Here is a 15,108-nt window from a genome sequence, read left to right as displayed (position 1 = left end):
AGCTAGCCCTCTAGCTTAGATTTATCTCGAACAGCCCCTTTATCTGCGCTGGTGGCCATACTTGCGTAAGCTTTCAGTGCAAAAGAGACTTCACGCTGGCGATCGGCCGGTTTCCAGCCAAGCTTATCTTGCTTCGCGCGGCGCTCAGCAAGTTCAGCTTCAGAAACGTTGAGCGTAATTGAGCGGTTTGGAATATCGATGGCAATAATATCACCAGAGTTGACCAAGCCGATCGTGCCGCCGTTAGCCGCTTCTGGAGAAACGTGACCAATCGATAACCCTGAAGTGCCGCCAGAGAAACGGCCGTCAGTCAATAGTGCGCACTCTTTGCCCAGTCCCATTGATTTGAGGTAGGTGGTTGGGTAGAGCATTTCTTGCATGCCCGGACCGCCTTTCGGACCTTCATAGCGGATGACGACAACATCACCAGCTTTGACTTTGCCACCAAGGATGCCATCAACAGCGCTTTCTTGGCTTTCAAAGACTACGGCTGGGCCTTGGAATTTCAGGCTACCTTCATCAACCCCAGCTGTTTTTACAATACAGCCATCAACGGCAATGTTGCCTGACAGTACTGCCAGACCACCATCTTGACTAAAAGCATGCTCTTTGGTGCGAATACAACCTTCTTTACGATCATCATCTAGGCGATCCCAACGGCACTGTTGTGAGAAGGCTTTTGTGGTACGAATACCCGCAGGACCGGCACGGAAAAAGGTTAAGACGTCTTCGTCTTCCGTTTGCATGATGTCGTACTGAGCCAACTGCTCTTTCATCGTTAAACCCAACACGGTGCGAGTTTGATTATTGATGAGACCAGCGCGGTCAAGTTCACCAAGAATCGCCATCACGCCACCTGCGCGGTGTACATCTTCCATGTGGTATTTCTGGGTCGATGGTGCCACCTTACACAGATGAGGAACGCGGCGAGACATGCGGTCGATATCATCCATGTCAAAATCGATTTCACCTTCTTGAGCGCCTGCTAATAGGTGCAATACCGTGTTGGTTGAGCCCCCCATAGCAATATCGAGCGCCATGGCATTTTCAAAGGCGGCTTTATTGGCAATATTACGCGGCAAAGCAGATGCGTCATCTTGCTCATAGTAACGCTTGGTTAATTCAACAATGCGTTTGCCCGCATTGAGGAATAGCGCTTCGCGATCAGCGTGTGTTGCCAGCATGGAGCCATTACCCGGTTGAGAAAGGCCAAGTGCTTCAGTTAAGCAGTTCATCGAGTTAGCGGTAAACATCCCTGAACATGAGCCACAAGTTGGGCAGGCAGAGCGTTCAATTTGTTCGCTCTGTTCATCCGAAACTTTAGGATCAGCACCTTGGATCATTGCATCGACTAAATCGAGTTTGATGATTTGATCTGAAAGCTTGGTTTTACCCGCTTCCATTGGGCCACCAGAAACAAAGATAACAGGAATATTGAGGCGCAGTGCTGCCATCATCATTCCTGGGGTGATTTTGTCACAGTTAGAGATACAGACCATCGCATCAGCACAGTGCGCATTGACCATGTATTCGACAGAGTCTGCAATCAATTCACGTGATGGCAGTGAATACAACATGCCACCATGACCCATAGCGATACCATCATCTACTGCGATGGTATTAAATTCTTTGGCGATGCCGCCTGCTTTTTCGATTTCACCTGCGACCAATTGACCCATATCTTTAAGATGAACGTGGCCCGGTACGAATTGAGTGAACGAGTTAACCACCGCAATAATCGGTTTACCGAAATCTTCATCTTTCACGCCTGTAGCACGCCACAATGCGCGTGCTCCAGCCATATTACGTCCGTGTGTAGTGGTGGCGGATCTATACTTTGGCATTGTCTATCGTCCTCTATTACTTCTGTTGTGGGTACACGTAATCTAACCAGCCCCATTTATCTTCTGTGGTGCCGTTAAATAGGCCAAAGTAAGCTTCTTGCATCACTTTTGTGATAGGGCCACGTTTGCCTTCTCCAACCGTAATTTGGTCAACGCTACGCACAGGGACAATTTCTGCAGCCGTTCCGGTCATGAAAATTTCGTCAGCAAGGTAGAGAGCTTCGCGCGCAATGTTGGCTTCGCGCACTTCGTAGCCCATATCTTTAGCCAGTGTCATGATAGAGTCACGAGTAATCCCCGGTAGGATAGAGCTAGTGGTTGGGGGAGTTAGAATTACGCCATTTTTGATGACAAAAATGTTCTCGCCTGCACCTTCAGAAAGATAGCCATCAACACTTAAGGCGATACCTTCAGCATAACCGTGGCGACGAGCTTCACCACCAACTAGTAGTGAAGATAAATAGTTACCCCCGGCTTTTGCTGCGGTTGGTATGGTATTTGGCGCGGCACGGTGCCAGCTCGACACCATTGCATCTACGCCATTTTCTAATGCTTCATCACCTAAGTATGCGCCCCAAGGGAAGGCTGCAATGATGAGGTCCATTTCTGTATCTACAGGTGGACAAACGCCAAGGCCGACGTTACCGACAAAACCGAGTGGGCGAATGTAGGCTGATTCCAATTTATTGACACGCAATGTTTCACGCGTGGCTTCCATAATTTCATCAAGAGTGTAAGGAATCGGGAAGCGATAAATTTTTGCCGAATCTTTTAGGCGTTGAGCGTGCTCTTTATGACGGAAGACTATTGGGCCTTTAGGGGTGTTGTAACAGCGTACGCCTTCAAATACCGAAGTACCGTAGTGCATAGCGTGTGTGAGTACATGAACATTAGCATTTGCCCACGGTACCATTTCACCGTTGAACCAAATGTAGTCTGCAGTTTTTGTTGCCATTTATTGCCTTCCTTATGCACAAATCTTTTGCTGTAAATTGTTATTCGGTAGTTCGTTATTTTTGATTGGGGTGACATCGACAGTGCGAACGTCCCACAATTTTTCAATTTGGTTGATCAGTGTGCTGATGGGGCGATCACTATCAACAATGATCTCAACGCTGGCGACTTTACTCGAGTGGTTCTGAGTGGCCGCTACTTGTTTTATCACAAAACCGCGGTGGCGAATAACGCGTAGAACACGCTCCAATAGCACCGGTTTATCATCGGCTTTGATGTCTAATAGGTATCTATCCATTAGGTGTTCTCCAACATATCACTATTTGAGGCACCCGGTGGTACGAGCGGCCATACGTTTTCTTCTTCATCAATTAAAACGTGAAGTAGATAAGCAGTTTTACTTGCCAGCATCTCTTTAAGTGCTGGCTCAACTTCTTCTTTTTTGGTAATTGTTTTACCTGGAATGTCGAACGCTTTAGCTAGCATTACGAAATCTGGGTTGTCATCCAAAATCGTCTCGCTGTGGCGGCCATCAAAGAACAGCGATTGCCATTGACGCACCATGCCTAAGCGTTGGTTATTCAATAGCACCATTTTTACTGGAATTTGACGGCGCTTTAGTGTGCCAAGTTCTTGAACGTTCATCATGAACGAGCCATCACCAGAAATAAGAATGGATTGGTCATCAGGGCGAGCAACAGCGGCGCCCATTGATGCTGGCAAACCAAACCCCATGGTGCCAAGGCCGGCTGAGGTGATGAAGTTTTGTGGTGCGCGTGGCTGAATATGCTGCGCTGCCCACATCTGATGCTGGCCGACGTCAGTTGATACGATTGCAGAGTCGGGCATCATGTCTGACAATTGCTTAAGCAATAGGGGAGCAAAAATGAGATCGCCTGGGTGGTCATAGCGCCATTTAAAACCACTGCGCAAACTTTCACTGTGATAAAGCCAAGGAGTGATGTCACGAGTCAGTTCAAGTTGTGGAAGAATGACGTTGATGTCGCCACGAAGTGACGCATTAGCTACGCGCAGTTTATTGAACTCTGCGGCATCAATATCGATATGAATAACTTTAGCGTGTGGTGCAAAGGTATCTAATTTTCCTGTTACTCGGTCATCAAAACGCGCACCGACCACGATCAATAAATCACTTTCTTGCACCACTATATTCGCAGCTTTTGTGCCGTGCATACCCAACATACCAAGGTAATGGGGGTCATTACGCTCAATACTGCCCAGCCCTTTTAAGGTACTCACCGACGGCATCGGGTTAAGGCGTAGGAATTCGCGTACTGAATCTGTTGCTTTGGCTAGTTGTACTCCGCCGCCCACATACAGTACTGGGCGTGAACTTTGTGCAAGCAGTTGCTGCGCTTTACTCAACTCTTCTTCGTTGGCTACAGGAAGCGCTGGTGGCGTAAAAGCAGGCAGTTGTGATACCGGAGCTTGTGCGAGTTGTACATCCTTAGCGATATCCACAATCACTGGACCTGGTCGGCCAGCCTTGGCAACCTCAAATGCTTCAGCAAGCGTTGGTGCGAGATCGTGGATATCGGTAACGAGGTAGCTATGTTTGGTACACGACAGCGACATGCCAATCACATCCATTTCTTGGAAAGCATCGGTACCAATATGAGAGCTAGCGACTTGGCCTGTGATGGCTACGAGGGGAATTGAATCAAGAAAAGCGTCGGCAAGGCCGGTAACAAGGTTGGTGGCTCCTGGGCCGGAGGTTGCCATACATACCGCAACGTCCTGAGTGGCTCTCGCCATCCCGATAGCGGCCATTGCGGCGCCTTGTTCGTGGCGACATAAAATATGTTCTACGCCACCGTCATACAAAGCATCGTAAATGGGCATGATGGCTCCGCCGGGGTAACCAAAAACGGTTTTAATGCCTTGTTGTGTCAATGCGGCTACAACCAGTTGTGCTCCTGTCATCGTAACCCTCCCAAGCTGTGTTTAGCACAGCCAAATATGTTGTGTTTGCACGTCATGTGCGGCTCCCATTCTTCCTGTTCATCTCTGGTTAGATAATCCCCAACCAGTATGCACTTTTTGGTTTAATAGTTGTAAAAAAACCCCCGGACTTTTCAGTGCGGGGGTTTTTAAAATCTTGTGGTTACTTAGCGCCCACCAGCCCCCGCGCGGAATCAATAATGACCACGATAATCAGGCTTAGCAGTAGGTTAATGCGGGCGTTCAAATTCATCACTTAATTCTTAAAATAGTTGCCGTAATATCTTACGAAATTGTTTGTGTCTCTAGTGGTAACATACATTTCCGTTAAATGACAAGCAAAAACTCATTCTTTTTTCACATTCTCTCAGCATCAGGGCGGGTTATATAACAAATAACCGTGCTTCATAACGATACAATTACTCGAGTGAATGCTTTTTAATCAAAGACAAAGGAATGAAATGGGACTTGCGATCATCCACAGTCGCGCCAGTGTTGGCGTGCAAGCACCAAATGTGACCGTTGAGGTCCACATTAGCAATGGAATGCCTGGCTTTACTTTAGTTGGTCTGCCGGAGACCACGGTCAAAGAATCTCGCGATCGAGTGCGTAGCGCCATCATTAACTCTCGTTTTGAGTTCCCAGCTAAACGTATCACGGTAAATCTCGCGCCCGCAGATCTCCCTAAAGAGGGGGGGCGTTTTGATTTACCGATTGCTCTAGGTATTTTAGCGGCTTCCGAGCAGATCGCATTGACCAAGCTTGAAGGCTATGAATTTATTGGTGAACTTGCGCTGTCTGGCGAACTTCGCTCTGTCAAAGGCGTGCTGCCAGCAGCATTGGCGGCCAACCGAGCTAAGCGTTGTTTGGTCGTGCCGCAAGGTAATGGTGATCAAGCGGCGTTGGTTGGAAAAGAATTACATAAATCAGCACAAACCTTATTGGAAGTGTGCGCCGATTTATGTGGTCAGCAGACACTTTCTCTATTTCAGACTGAACCTAAACCACTTCACGCTAAGAGCCTTCGAAATTTGCAAGATATTATTGGTCAACAGCAGGGAAAGCGTGCATTAGAGATAGCCGCCGCAGGTAATCATAACCTGCTTTTTCTCGGGCCACCTGGTACCGGTAAAACCATGTTGGCTTCACGCCTATGCGATTTATTGCCAGAGATGAATGAGGATGAAGCAATGGAGACTGCCTCGGTGGCGTCGTTGACGCAGCAAGAAATCAATCAGCACAATTGGAAGCAACGGCCTTTTCGTTCGCCTCACCATTCAAGCTCCATGGCGGCGCTTGTCGGTGGGGGTTCTATTCCAAGACCTGGTGAAATCTCTTTAGCGCACAACGGGTTATTGTTTCTTGACGAAATGCCGGAATTTGAAAGAAAAGTCTTAGATTCTTTGCGTGAACCCTTGGAGTCTGGAGAGATCATTATCTCAAGAGCTCAGGGTAAAACTCGCTTTCCGGCACGCTTTCAATTAGTTGGCGCGCTGAACCCAAGTCCAACTGGTTATTATGAAGGTACGCAAGCTAGGGCTAACCCACAAAGTATTTTACGTTACTTGGGGCGCTTGTCTGGTCCATTACTGGATCGTTTCGATATGTCGATTGAAATCCCCTTACTGCCGAAGGGGATGTTAGCTAGTGGTGGAGATCGCGGTGAAAGTACCGAGGTGGTTAAAGAGCGTGTCTTTATTGCTCGTGAGCGGATGCTGGCGCGCAATGGTAAAGTGAATGCTTTGCTCGGTAGTCGAGAAATTGAGCGCCACTGCCCACTAACTAAAACGGATGCTGAATTCTTAGAAAATGCACTACACCGTCTAGGGCTTTCGATTCGTGCTTATCATCGCATCATCAAAGTGGCGCGCACGATTGCTGATTTGGAAGGGGTTGAGCAGATAGCCAAACCCCATCTCGCTGAAGCGCTCGGTTATCGAGCCATGGATCGTTTACTAAAGCAGTTAACGGCTCAAGCGGTATAACGCGTAATTTTAGAACTTAAAGTTGATACCGACTGAGGCGAAGAGTTGTGATTCGTCGTAAAAGGTAATATTTGAATTGGAATTGCCGTAACCTGCTAGTGAAATTAACGACCAGTTCTGCCACCCCATTAATTGATTGTATTCATAAGCGGCGAACAGACTGAATTCATCATCACTACGTACTGTATTGTTGTAAAGAGAGTTTTCACCATCGTAATCTCTGTAGGTATAACCCGCAGTTAATGCCAGTTGATGCCTACCCATCAATTGAAAGTAAGAGAGATCGAGCGCATAAGATTGGTAAGAGTTGGCATTACCGTCAGCCTGATGGTCGACATAGGTTAAAGCGGGCATCAATATAGTGCCTCGATTGAGCATTAGACGATACTGACCTTTGAGGTAATAACTTTCGCCATTTCTGAGTAACTCTGAACGCGTGATTTGCTCATTGTCGATATCTTTCGTGGCATAGGCGAAATCAAGAGAGAGTGGTGAACCTTGAATGTTCTCAAATCTCAGGCGGTAGGCATTGCCTGATTCATCAGTCTCTTCACGTTTGGTACCAACTTTATATGGGTCTGCCCACGTTTTACTAGACATTACGGTCGGTAAGTAAGCGATACTGACGCTAGTACCTGAAGCTAATTGATATTTGTATCCCAACTCTAAAGCAAGCGTGCCGATAGCAACATCAGAGCGTGTAGTACCAGCAAAGAGCTGCTGTTCACTGCGTTTGCCAAAGGTATAAGCAATATTACCTAGTGGTGCGATAACGAAACCAGACTCACTACTTGCACTTTGATTGATTGATGTTAGGACTTCTTCACCATCGGTGTTGAAATTGGACGTTGATGACGAAAAAAGAGCATTAATTGATATCTCGCCACTTATACCTTTTGGTGGGGCTGGTCTTGCGGCTGCCGGTAACGAAAATATCAGGCTCACAATGATGACTGGAACGGTTTTTTTCATGTCTAAATATCCATATTCTAGAGTGATGACTGGTTTACCTAACTGAACTGTTCATGATTACAACATAGTATTACAACATAGTATTACAACATAATAAAACTAATCTGACCATTTTATGAAATATTCCAATGTTGAGAGGGGATTGTATAATCACTCGTTGTTTTTTCTTCACAGTAACACTGAATTGGGAAGTTATGTGGGCTTATCTAATATTGGTATTCAATGTGGCATTAGTTATTTTAAATACTGCATTTTGTTCTATTTTTATCTGTCTGTTTGCGGTTTTAAAAGCACTTTCTCCAAGCGCATTTTTGCAGCATAAAATGACTCAAGCGGCCAATAAAACTATGTGGTTATGGGCGACATTCAATGCGGGTATTATGGCATTATCTAACCGGATTGAATGGGATGTTGAAGGCGTTGATGACCTTAAAAAGCAAGGTTGGTATTTGATGATTAGTAACCATCTCAGTTGGACTGATATTGTGGTGCTGTGCTGCGTGTTTAAAGACCGAATTCCGATGCCTAAGTTTTTCCTCAAGCAGCAGTTGTTGTATGTCCCTTTCGTCGGAATGGCATGTTGGGCGTTGGATATGCCCTTTATGCGCCGCTACTCACGAGAATATTTACTGCGTCACCCGCATAAGCGAGGCCAAGATTTGGCCACGACTCGTCGCTCCTGCGCTAAGTTTCAACATCACCCAACGACCGTGGTTAATTATGTTGAAGGAACGCGTTTTACTCCGGAAAAACAACGCCAAAGTAAAGCTGGTTATCAACATTTACTGCAACCCAAGTCTGGTGGTATTGCTTACACATTAGCTGCGATGGGAGAACAGTTTGAAAAGATCATTGATGTTACCTTGGCTTACCCACAAAATCGAGATAAACCATTTCGAGACATGTTGATGGGGCGGATGAGTAAGATTGTCGTGAGAGTGAAGATATTGCCTGTTGATGAGCAAGTTTTAGGTGATTATTTTAATGATAAGCCATACAAAAGACAGTTCCAGATGTGGCTTGGTCAGTTGTGGCAGCAAAAAGATGAATTATTGAAAACAATATATAAATGAGAAATGGGGAGCAGTAGCTCCCCATTTTGCTATGGATTAAGATTGGTGGCTATTTTGTTAATAGGTAATTAACCAAAGCAAAATACTCATCTGTAGATTTTAGGCCTTGTGCTTGTACTAGGTAGTGGTTGTTTACCACCACGGCTGGTACACCACTTAGGCCACTATCCTGAAATTGTTTATCAAAACGACGCACCATGGAATCGACCGCAAAACCGTTAAATGCCGCGTCGAATTTTGCTCCATCAACCCCTTCGTCGAGGAAAATTTGACGTAGTTCTGCATCATCCTTTGGCGGCTTACGCATATTGTGAATACGGTTAAACATCACAGGGATCATTTTATCTTCAACTTTTAAAGCAATCATGGTCGCATAAGCTTTGCTCATTGACTTACCCATAGAGCCACCCATGGATGATACATGATTTTTTTGTAGCTTTGCGCCATCAGGAAGTTGCTTTTTTAACTGCGCGATAATGGGTTCAAAAGTGTTGCAGTGTGGGCAGTAGAATGAGAAAAACTCAGTCACTGTTGGGTTTTTAGATGGTTCAAGATCCAGCACTTTATAGTGCTCACCTTCGTTAAATTGGGCTGCATGAGCAGATAAGCTCAACATCAAGGTTGCCACGAGTGCAAACAGCTTCTTCATTGTGTACTCCATTTTTTCTTTAAGGCGACTTACCATTGTGGCATTAGTGAGAGCGGTTGCTCGTCTAACGCTGCTATTTGTTCTTTAAATCCTAGAACTTGGCTTTCCCAATATTTTGGGTCATTAAACCAAGGGAAGGCGAGTGGAAAGGCAGGATCCTGCCATCGTTTTGCCAACCATGCCATGTAATGCACCATTCGTAGACCACGTAATGGCTCAATTAGTTTCAATTCGCTAGCATTAAAATCATGAAACTCTTGGTATGACTCCAGAATAATATCCAGTTGCATTAGCTTATCTTGGCGTTCGCCATTGAGCAACATCCACAGATCTTGCACTGCAGGCCCGTTACGCGCGTCGTCTAAATCGACAAACATTGGTCCATCACGCCACAAAATATTTCCTGGATGGCAATCGCCATGTAAGCGGATTTGCGGTGAGTTTTTAGGCCATTGGTTTTCAATGGCTTTGATCAACAGATTCAAGTCATTGAAAAAAGCATTTTGTAAGTGCTGGGGAATAAACGATGCGTTTTCGAGCAGTTGTCTTGGTTGGTAGAGGTATTCATCTAAGCTAATAGTTGGGCGGTGGTGAAAAGTACGTTTAGCGCCAATGCTATGAATACGTCCCAGAAAACGCCCCACCGCTTCCAATTGGTCCATGTTGTCTACTTCAAACTGACGTCCGCCCATACTGTTGAATAGCGCAAAACAGTAACCTTGGTAATGATGCAAGGTTGCACCATTGAGTAGTTGTGGTTCAGCTATAGGGATTTCTGCTTGATAAAGTTCGCGTGTGAAATCATGTTCTTCTTGGATCTGTTCAGTGCTCCAACGCTCTGGGCGATAAAATTTCACGACGTAGCGTTGACGTTCTTCATCTGTAAACTGATAGACGCGGTTTTCATAACTATTAAGGGCAAGAAAACCAGATTCAGCGCGAATGCCGATACTTTCTAAGGCATACCACATTAAATCTGGAGTGAGAGCATCAAAATGAAAAGATGGTTTGGTCATGATTAAAAAAGGCTCATTGCTGAGCCTTTTTCCATTAGTTGAGAAGCTAGAGTTTTTGGATGAATCGACTCTCAACTTCTATCGTAAATTGGTTGCTATCCGAGAGTATAAACTGAATCGTTGAAACAGAAGAGCTGAGTTTGTCGGGATTAACCCCAAGGCTCATCGGTAGGCTTAATACTTCGCCCGGTTTGACCTCAATGGTTTGTTTACCATACCAAGATACGTCACTAAGCCCGGTTACATCTAACTTATATGTCTGTGTTTGCTGTGTTTTGTTGATGATTTTGAGCGTGTAAGTATTCTCTATTTCGCCACTGCTATTGGTTCTAAATAGTTGGCTACGGTCACGCAAAACGCTTAAACCTGCTGGGTCAACGCTGGCAACTTGTGCGACAAATAAACCAAGCATCACCAGTAGCACCGCACCATAGCCCAACAGTTTCGGACGCATGATTTTGGTGTGATGGCCTGATAAACGGTGTTCAGTGGTATAGCTGATCAGGCCTTTCTCATAACCCATACGCTGCATGGTGGTGTCACAAGCATCAATGCAGGCTCCACAGTTAATGCATTCATACTGCAAACCATCACGAATATCGATTCCAGTTGGGCACACTTGAACACATAAATCACAATCAATACAGTCACCTAGGCCTAGCGATTTATGATCGGCTTTGCGAGAGCGGGGGCCGCGAGCTTCACCACGTTTGCTGTTATAGCCGACGATAAAGGTATCTTTATCAAACATCGCTGATTGGAAGCGAGCATAAGGACACATGTGAATACACACGATAGAACGCATCCAACCCGCATTTCCGTAAGTACAGATAGTAAAAAACAGTACCCAAAACACAGGCCAGAAGCTTGCATCTAAAGTAAAGAAATCCACTACTAATTCACGCACTGGCACGAAGTAGCCAACAAAAGTAAAACCAGTCGCTAGGGCAATGGCCAACCAAGCTACATGTTTGACCATTTTACGCATGGCTAAGTTAGCGGTGAGTTTCGTGGAATCTTGCTTTTTCCGTTTATTGGCAGAACCTTCCAATTTTTCTTCAAACCAGATGTACATAAAAGTCCAGACGGTTTGTGGGCACAAATAACCACACCATACTCGTCCTAGAAAGGTGGTAATGAAGAAGAGCCCAAAAGCGGCAATCATGAACAGTAAGGCGAGTAAGGTCAGATCTTGTGGATAAAGAGTGGTGCCAAAAAAGTTAAATTGTTGGTTGCCGATATCCAATAAAATCGCTTGGCGATCACCAAATGAAATCCAAGGGACGAGGGTGAATAGTAGTAGCAAAAACCAACCGCCATAGCGACGCAGTTGTTGATAAGCTCCTTTACTTTCGCGTACATAAATTCGATTGCTAGGGTTGAACCTATCCCCATTCCCTTTATGAGTTTTGGGGTTAAATGTTTTTGGAGTCACATCCTTTATATCGATTTTATTCTGACTCATTAAATGATCCTTTTTGGGCTGCTAAGGTGTGATTTCTATTAGTTCACACTCTACGACATTGCTTTTACACACAGTCGGCGATTGCTTGCGACTGTGATTAACGCTGTTACCTTGATGAGCAATAGGTTTAACAGTTGAATTGAGATAACAATTATAACGTCAATAACAACTTCATTTCTTTAACACTATCAACCTTTAACAATAAAGCGACAAACAGCTGTATTTGTCGCAATAAAAAAGCGACCAGAAAAGGTCGCTTTGAGAGAGTGAATTTGGTTACTTTATGATGCCACGCGCGCGTAGTAGGGCTGTTTTGAAATCATCTTCTTGGTCTTTTTTTAGCCCTGGGATCATCTCATCTTTAGCACTGTTGCGCATTTTTAGATGGTAGATCAACACATCATCCGTTAATTCTTCAAGCGGACCTTGGTAGCCCGCTTCTTGAGCGAGTTTTACGACAAATTGCAGTAAGTTCAGCTGTTGATCTTTTTGCCATTCTGGCTCAAGCAATTCAAGTAGCTCTTCAATTCTGTGGCATTGCATTTCTTTTCCCTATTTTTTATAAGTATTTTGAGCTAAAGGTATCAAATTGCCGATTGAAGTCCAGTTGAGAGAAAAGAAAAAAGCGCAGTTTTAGCTGCGCTTTTTAATTATGCAGCCTGAACAACATTAGTTGGACTTGATGCAGTGAGAGCATTTTTTTCAACTAAAGTCATTGCAGGAGCGACTTTTTTTGCAACCGGAGCAGCGGCAAAGCCACTACGACGACGCATTGCACTACGGTTTGTGTGCGAACACCTGACAGCTGTTGGGCGCATTTATTAACCTAACGGTCAGGCACATCCATTGCCAATTTAATGGCCTGAATAACCATGAGTTGAGCTTCAAAAAATGAAGGGTGGCTCTTTTGGCTCTCGCCAATCCAAATAATTACTCAGGAATAACGATATGCATTGATATCGAAATAAGATTAGCACCAAGTTTTAAATTGATCGATAGTTGAGCAGTTGTTCTTGTCAATATTAATGAAAATAAAGGCTAAAATTGTGTGAAGCGCACGATTGAGTTTGTAATCTGATCCGCATTACACTGGATTGAAGATAATTGGAGGTACCTATGTCGTTTATAAAGAAAACCCTCGCGAGTTTTGGAATTGGTTCGGCACGGGTGGATTCAGTGCTTCACCAAGAGGTGTTGTACCCTGGCCAAAACGTGAATGTCACTATTCATGTCTATGGAGGGGCAAGTGCCCAAGAGATTGACAATATTGAGCTGAAGCTTTGTTGTCAGTACGTGGCAGAAGTGCCACTTAACAACAGTCAACGAGAAAATGGCCATACTCGACGAGTCAATCAAACCTATATTTTGACGCGCTGGACGCTACCTTACGCTTTTACTATTCAGCCTGGTGAGACGCGGGATTTTGATATTGAGCTGAACGTGCCTTGGAACACTCCTGTGACGATTGGTGATGCGAAAGTTTGGTTAGAAACGGGACTTGATATCGCAATGGCTGTTGATCCTACCGATAAAGACATTCTGACCGTACGCCCAGATCCATTAATGGACGGTATTTTTAATGCGTTAGAGGAGCACGGACTCAGAATTCGCAAAGTCGAATGTGAAGCTGTGAAAGGGATGGCATTACCTTTTGTGCAAGAGTTTGAATTCGTGCCGACGACTGGTCCTTTTCATGGGCGATGGCGTGAACTGGAAGTCGTCGCGTTTCGTGATGAGGATGGCTTAACCTTATGGTTTGAGATTGACAGACATCGCACAGGTGCAAGCGGCATGCTCGCTAACCTACTGGGAATGGGTGAATTAAAACGGCAACTGACGATTGCAGCTGAAATCTCTCCTTCTAGGGCTGGTCAGCAAGTGTTGGATTATCTCGATAGATCATCACAATAAAATTAAATTTGGGTTTACAACTGTAAGCTGAATTGTGCGATACTGGAGCAAATATTCGATTGCTCCAGCGTAGGTCTTTTATGTCGGTACCCCACAGCAGTAGCTATAGTGTTCGTGAAGAAGCGGCGAACGCGCTGAGTCATGGGTTGGGATTGGTGCTCAGTGCTATCGGTCTGGTTTTGCTGCTGATCAAATCAATAAACCATCAAGCTGACGCACTGACGTTGATCAGTATGAGTGTGTATGGTGGCAGTATGATTGCTCTTTTTTTTGCCTCAACTCTTTACCATTCTTTTTCTTCTCCAAAAACAAAACGTTGGCTTAAAACGCTCGATCACTGTGCTATTTATTTACTAATAGCAGGAAGTTACACGCCCTTTTTATTGGTCAGTTTAAGAACGCCCTTGGCAATTGGTTTAATGGTGGTGATTTGGTTGTTGGCTGTGATTGGCATCATCATGAAAATCGCTTTTGTTTATCGCTTTAAAAAACTCTCTTTAGTGACTTACTTGGCGATGGGATGGCTGTCATTAATTGTGATTTATCAACTGGCACTGCATATTGATACCGGTGGACTTGTGCTACTTGCTGTGGGTGGTTTGGTTTATTCGTTAGGGGTGGTTTTCTATGTGGCGAAGCGCATTCCATACAATCATGCCATTTGGCATTTGTTTGTTTTGGCAGGAAGCGCTTGCCACTATTTTGCGATTTACTGGTACGTTAATCCTGTCTAGCGGGTTTCGATTTTCTCAACTTTCGCATCAATGTGGTAGCTATCTTGCTTACTGACTTTAAGCTTAATCGGCCTACCTTGCGTTTGAGTCTGTGGACGTAGGTAGCTTTCTGCCATCCGTTTGATTGACTGCCAAACAGTGGCTTGTCCAGTAGCTAGCTCTTGGCCTTGCTCATTAAAAATCGTTACTGCTAGTGTCACTTCAATCACTGACTGAGAGCTTTGATTAGTGAGGGCGGTTGGAATAATAAGCTCACCATTTTGATAACTTGCCGCACCAAGCACAACGTCAACTCCTGAGTCTGACAATTGCATAATCGATTTCTCTGAACCGATGTTAAACACTGTCCCCTGCGTTTTTTGCGCAATCGGTGTTGCTATGGCTGCGGCTGTTGGTAAGGTGTTTTCTTTGGCAATGTATTGCCAAGTAAAGTCATCGTTTAACTGAACTTGACGTCCATCATCTAAAGTGACTGATTGCGCTGCGAAAGCACCGTTGGTCGCAACGCTAAGTAATGCTGCTATTACGTGTTTTATGGTCATA

Annotated in this window: 15 protein-coding genes; 4 read left to right on the top strand and 11 right to left on the bottom strand. The window is 44.9% G+C overall.

Going from position 1 to position 15,108, the window contains the following annotated elements:
- Nucleotides 1-2: 2 nt before the first annotated feature.
- From ilvD to ilvG, 4 genes are read right to left on the bottom strand one after another with little or no spacing between them, the layout of a single operon-like run.
- Entirely contained in the window at nucleotides 3-1,844 is a 1,842-nt protein-coding gene (ilvD, locus tag AACW06_RS09575; RefSeq protein ID WP_053308887.1) for a dihydroxy-acid dehydratase, read from the bottom strand.
- Nucleotides 1,845-1,860: 16 nt separating this feature from the next.
- Nucleotides 1,861-2,799, bottom strand: coding sequence for a branched-chain-amino-acid transaminase (ilvE, locus tag AACW06_RS09570; protein WP_053308888.1), 939 nt, complete (start codon nucleotides 2,797-2,799; stop codon nucleotides 1,861-1,863).
- A 12-nt stretch (nucleotides 2,800-2,811) separates the two neighbouring features.
- Entirely contained in the window at nucleotides 2,812-3,096 is a 285-nt protein-coding gene (gene ilvM / locus AACW06_RS09565; RefSeq protein WP_192074889.1) for an acetolactate synthase 2 small subunit, read from the bottom strand.
- Nucleotides 3,096-4,742: an acetolactate synthase 2 catalytic subunit gene (gene ilvG / locus AACW06_RS09560; protein ID WP_192074888.1), complete on the bottom strand. Its 1,647-nt coding sequence runs from the start codon at nucleotides 4,740-4,742 to the stop codon at nucleotides 3,096-3,098. Before ilvG ends, ilvM begins: the two co-directional genes overlap by 1 nt.
- 479 nt (nucleotides 4,743-5,221) lie before the next feature.
- Here ilvG and AACW06_RS09555 point away from each other — a divergent pair, with 479 nt between their 5' ends.
- On the top strand, nucleotides 5,222-6,745 hold the full coding sequence (locus tag AACW06_RS09555; RefSeq protein WP_192074887.1) for a YifB family Mg chelatase-like AAA ATPase: 1,524 nt from the start codon (nucleotides 5,222-5,224) through the stop codon (nucleotides 6,743-6,745).
- 9 nt (nucleotides 6,746-6,754) lie between these two features.
- On the opposite strand, the gene AACW06_RS09550 is transcribed toward AACW06_RS09555, so the two are convergent.
- Nucleotides 6,755-7,717, bottom strand: a complete 963-nt coding sequence (locus AACW06_RS09550; RefSeq protein WP_192074886.1) for a DUF2860 domain-containing protein — start codon at nucleotides 7,715-7,717, stop codon at nucleotides 6,755-6,757.
- Between the two features lie 194 nt (nucleotides 7,718-7,911).
- Here AACW06_RS09550 and AACW06_RS09545 point away from each other — a divergent pair, with 194 nt between their 5' ends.
- A complete protein-coding gene (locus AACW06_RS09545) occupies nucleotides 7,912-8,790 on the top strand; it encodes an acyltransferase (RefSeq protein ID WP_192074885.1) in 879 nt (292 codons plus the stop codon).
- A gap of 49 nt (nucleotides 8,791-8,839) precedes the next feature.
- Here AACW06_RS09545 and AACW06_RS09540 read toward each other — a convergent pair whose 3' ends face one another.
- The 5 genes from AACW06_RS09540 to AACW06_RS09520 all read right to left on the bottom strand — a co-directional run bounded on the left by AACW06_RS09540 (nucleotide 8,840) and on the right by AACW06_RS09520 (nucleotide 12,738).
- On the bottom strand, nucleotides 8,840-9,439 hold the full coding sequence (locus AACW06_RS09540) for a thiol:disulfide interchange protein DsbA/DsbL (protein WP_192074884.1): 600 nt from the start codon (nucleotides 9,437-9,439) through the stop codon (nucleotides 8,840-8,842).
- Between the two features lie 29 nt (nucleotides 9,440-9,468).
- Nucleotides 9,469-10,455 (bottom strand): serine/threonine protein kinase, encoded by a 987-nt coding sequence (locus AACW06_RS09535; protein WP_053312186.1) that lies wholly within the window; start codon nucleotides 10,453-10,455, stop codon nucleotides 9,469-9,471.
- Between the two features lie 46 nt (nucleotides 10,456-10,501).
- Nucleotides 10,502-11,920, bottom strand: a complete 1,419-nt coding sequence (gene ccoG, locus AACW06_RS09530) for a cytochrome c oxidase accessory protein CcoG (RefSeq protein WP_192074883.1) — start codon at nucleotides 11,918-11,920, stop codon at nucleotides 10,502-10,504.
- 276 nt (nucleotides 11,921-12,196) lie between these two features.
- Nucleotides 12,197-12,463, bottom strand: a complete 267-nt coding sequence (locus tag AACW06_RS09525) for a YihD family protein (RefSeq protein WP_053312188.1) — start codon at nucleotides 12,461-12,463, stop codon at nucleotides 12,197-12,199.
- Between the two features lie 107 nt (nucleotides 12,464-12,570).
- Nucleotides 12,571-12,738, bottom strand: coding sequence for a hypothetical protein (locus AACW06_RS09520; protein ID WP_141652930.1), 168 nt, complete (start codon nucleotides 12,736-12,738; stop codon nucleotides 12,571-12,573).
- A 298-nt stretch (nucleotides 12,739-13,036) separates the two neighbouring features.
- On the opposite strand from AACW06_RS09520, the gene AACW06_RS09515 reads away from it, so the two are divergent.
- Both AACW06_RS09515 and trhA read left to right on the top strand, forming a co-directional pair.
- Nucleotides 13,037-13,831, top strand: a complete 795-nt coding sequence (locus AACW06_RS09515) for a sporulation protein (RefSeq protein ID WP_192074882.1) — start codon at nucleotides 13,037-13,039, stop codon at nucleotides 13,829-13,831.
- 80 nt (nucleotides 13,832-13,911) lie between these two features.
- The gene (gene trhA, locus AACW06_RS09510; protein ID WP_192074881.1) at nucleotides 13,912-14,565 is read left to right on the top strand and encodes a PAQR family membrane homeostasis protein TrhA; all 654 of its coding nucleotides are present in this window, start codon (nucleotides 13,912-13,914) and stop codon (nucleotides 14,563-14,565) included.
- Here the strand turns inward: trhA and AACW06_RS09505 are convergent.
- A complete protein-coding gene (locus AACW06_RS09505) occupies nucleotides 14,562-15,107 on the bottom strand; it encodes a DUF3157 family protein (RefSeq protein ID WP_176312376.1) in 546 nt (181 codons plus the stop codon). The genes trhA and AACW06_RS09505 overlap by 4 nt on opposite strands.
- Nucleotide 15,108: the final 1 nt, after the last annotated feature.

It is taken from the genome of Vibrio sp. S12_S33 (assembly GCF_963889785.1).
Lineage (GTDB): Bacteria > Pseudomonadota > Gammaproteobacteria > Enterobacterales > Vibrionaceae > Vibrio > Vibrio aestuarianus.
This window is presented reverse-complemented; position numbering and strand designations above follow the sequence as displayed.

Coding starts and splice junctions, on each gene's coding strand:
- ilvD (WP_053308887.1), bottom strand. CDS start 1,844: ATGCCAAAGTATAGATCCGCCACCACTACACACGGACGTAATATGGCT.
- ilvE (WP_053308888.1), bottom strand. CDS start 2,799: ATGGCAACAAAAACTGCAGACTACATTTGGTTCAACGGTGAAATGGTA.
- ilvM (WP_192074889.1), bottom strand. CDS start 3,096: ATGGATAGATACCTATTAGACATCAAAGCCGATGATAAACCGGTGCTA.
- ilvG (WP_192074888.1), bottom strand. CDS start 4,742: ATGACAGGAGCACAACTGGTTGTAGCCGCATTGACACAACAAGGCATT.
- AACW06_RS09555 (WP_192074887.1), top strand. CDS start 5,222: ATGGGACTTGCGATCATCCACAGTCGCGCCAGTGTTGGCGTGCAAGCA.
- AACW06_RS09550 (WP_192074886.1), bottom strand. CDS start 7,717: ATGAAAAAAACCGTTCCAGTCATCATTGTGAGCCTGATATTTTCGTTA.
- AACW06_RS09545 (WP_192074885.1), top strand. CDS start 7,912: ATGTGGGCTTATCTAATATTGGTATTCAATGTGGCATTAGTTATTTTA.
- AACW06_RS09540 (WP_192074884.1), bottom strand. CDS start 9,439: ATGAAGAAGCTGTTTGCACTCGTGGCAACCTTGATGTTGAGCTTATCT.
- AACW06_RS09535 (WP_053312186.1), bottom strand. CDS start 10,455: ATGACCAAACCATCTTTTCATTTTGATGCTCTCACTCCAGATTTAATG.
- ccoG (WP_192074883.1), bottom strand. CDS start 11,920: ATGAGTCAGAATAAAATCGATATAAAGGATGTGACTCCAAAAACATTT.
- AACW06_RS09525 (WP_053312188.1), bottom strand. CDS start 12,463: ATGCAATGCCACAGAATTGAAGAGCTACTTGAATTGCTTGAGCCAGAA.
- AACW06_RS09520 (WP_141652930.1), bottom strand. CDS start 12,738: ATGCGCCCAACAGCTGTCAGGTGTTCGCACACAAACCGTAGTGCAATG.
- AACW06_RS09515 (WP_192074882.1), top strand. CDS start 13,037: ATGTCGTTTATAAAGAAAACCCTCGCGAGTTTTGGAATTGGTTCGGCA.
- trhA (WP_192074881.1), top strand. CDS start 13,912: ATGTCGGTACCCCACAGCAGTAGCTATAGTGTTCGTGAAGAAGCGGCG.
- AACW06_RS09505 (WP_176312376.1), bottom strand. CDS start 15,107: ATGACCATAAAACACGTAATAGCAGCATTACTTAGCGTTGCGACCAAC.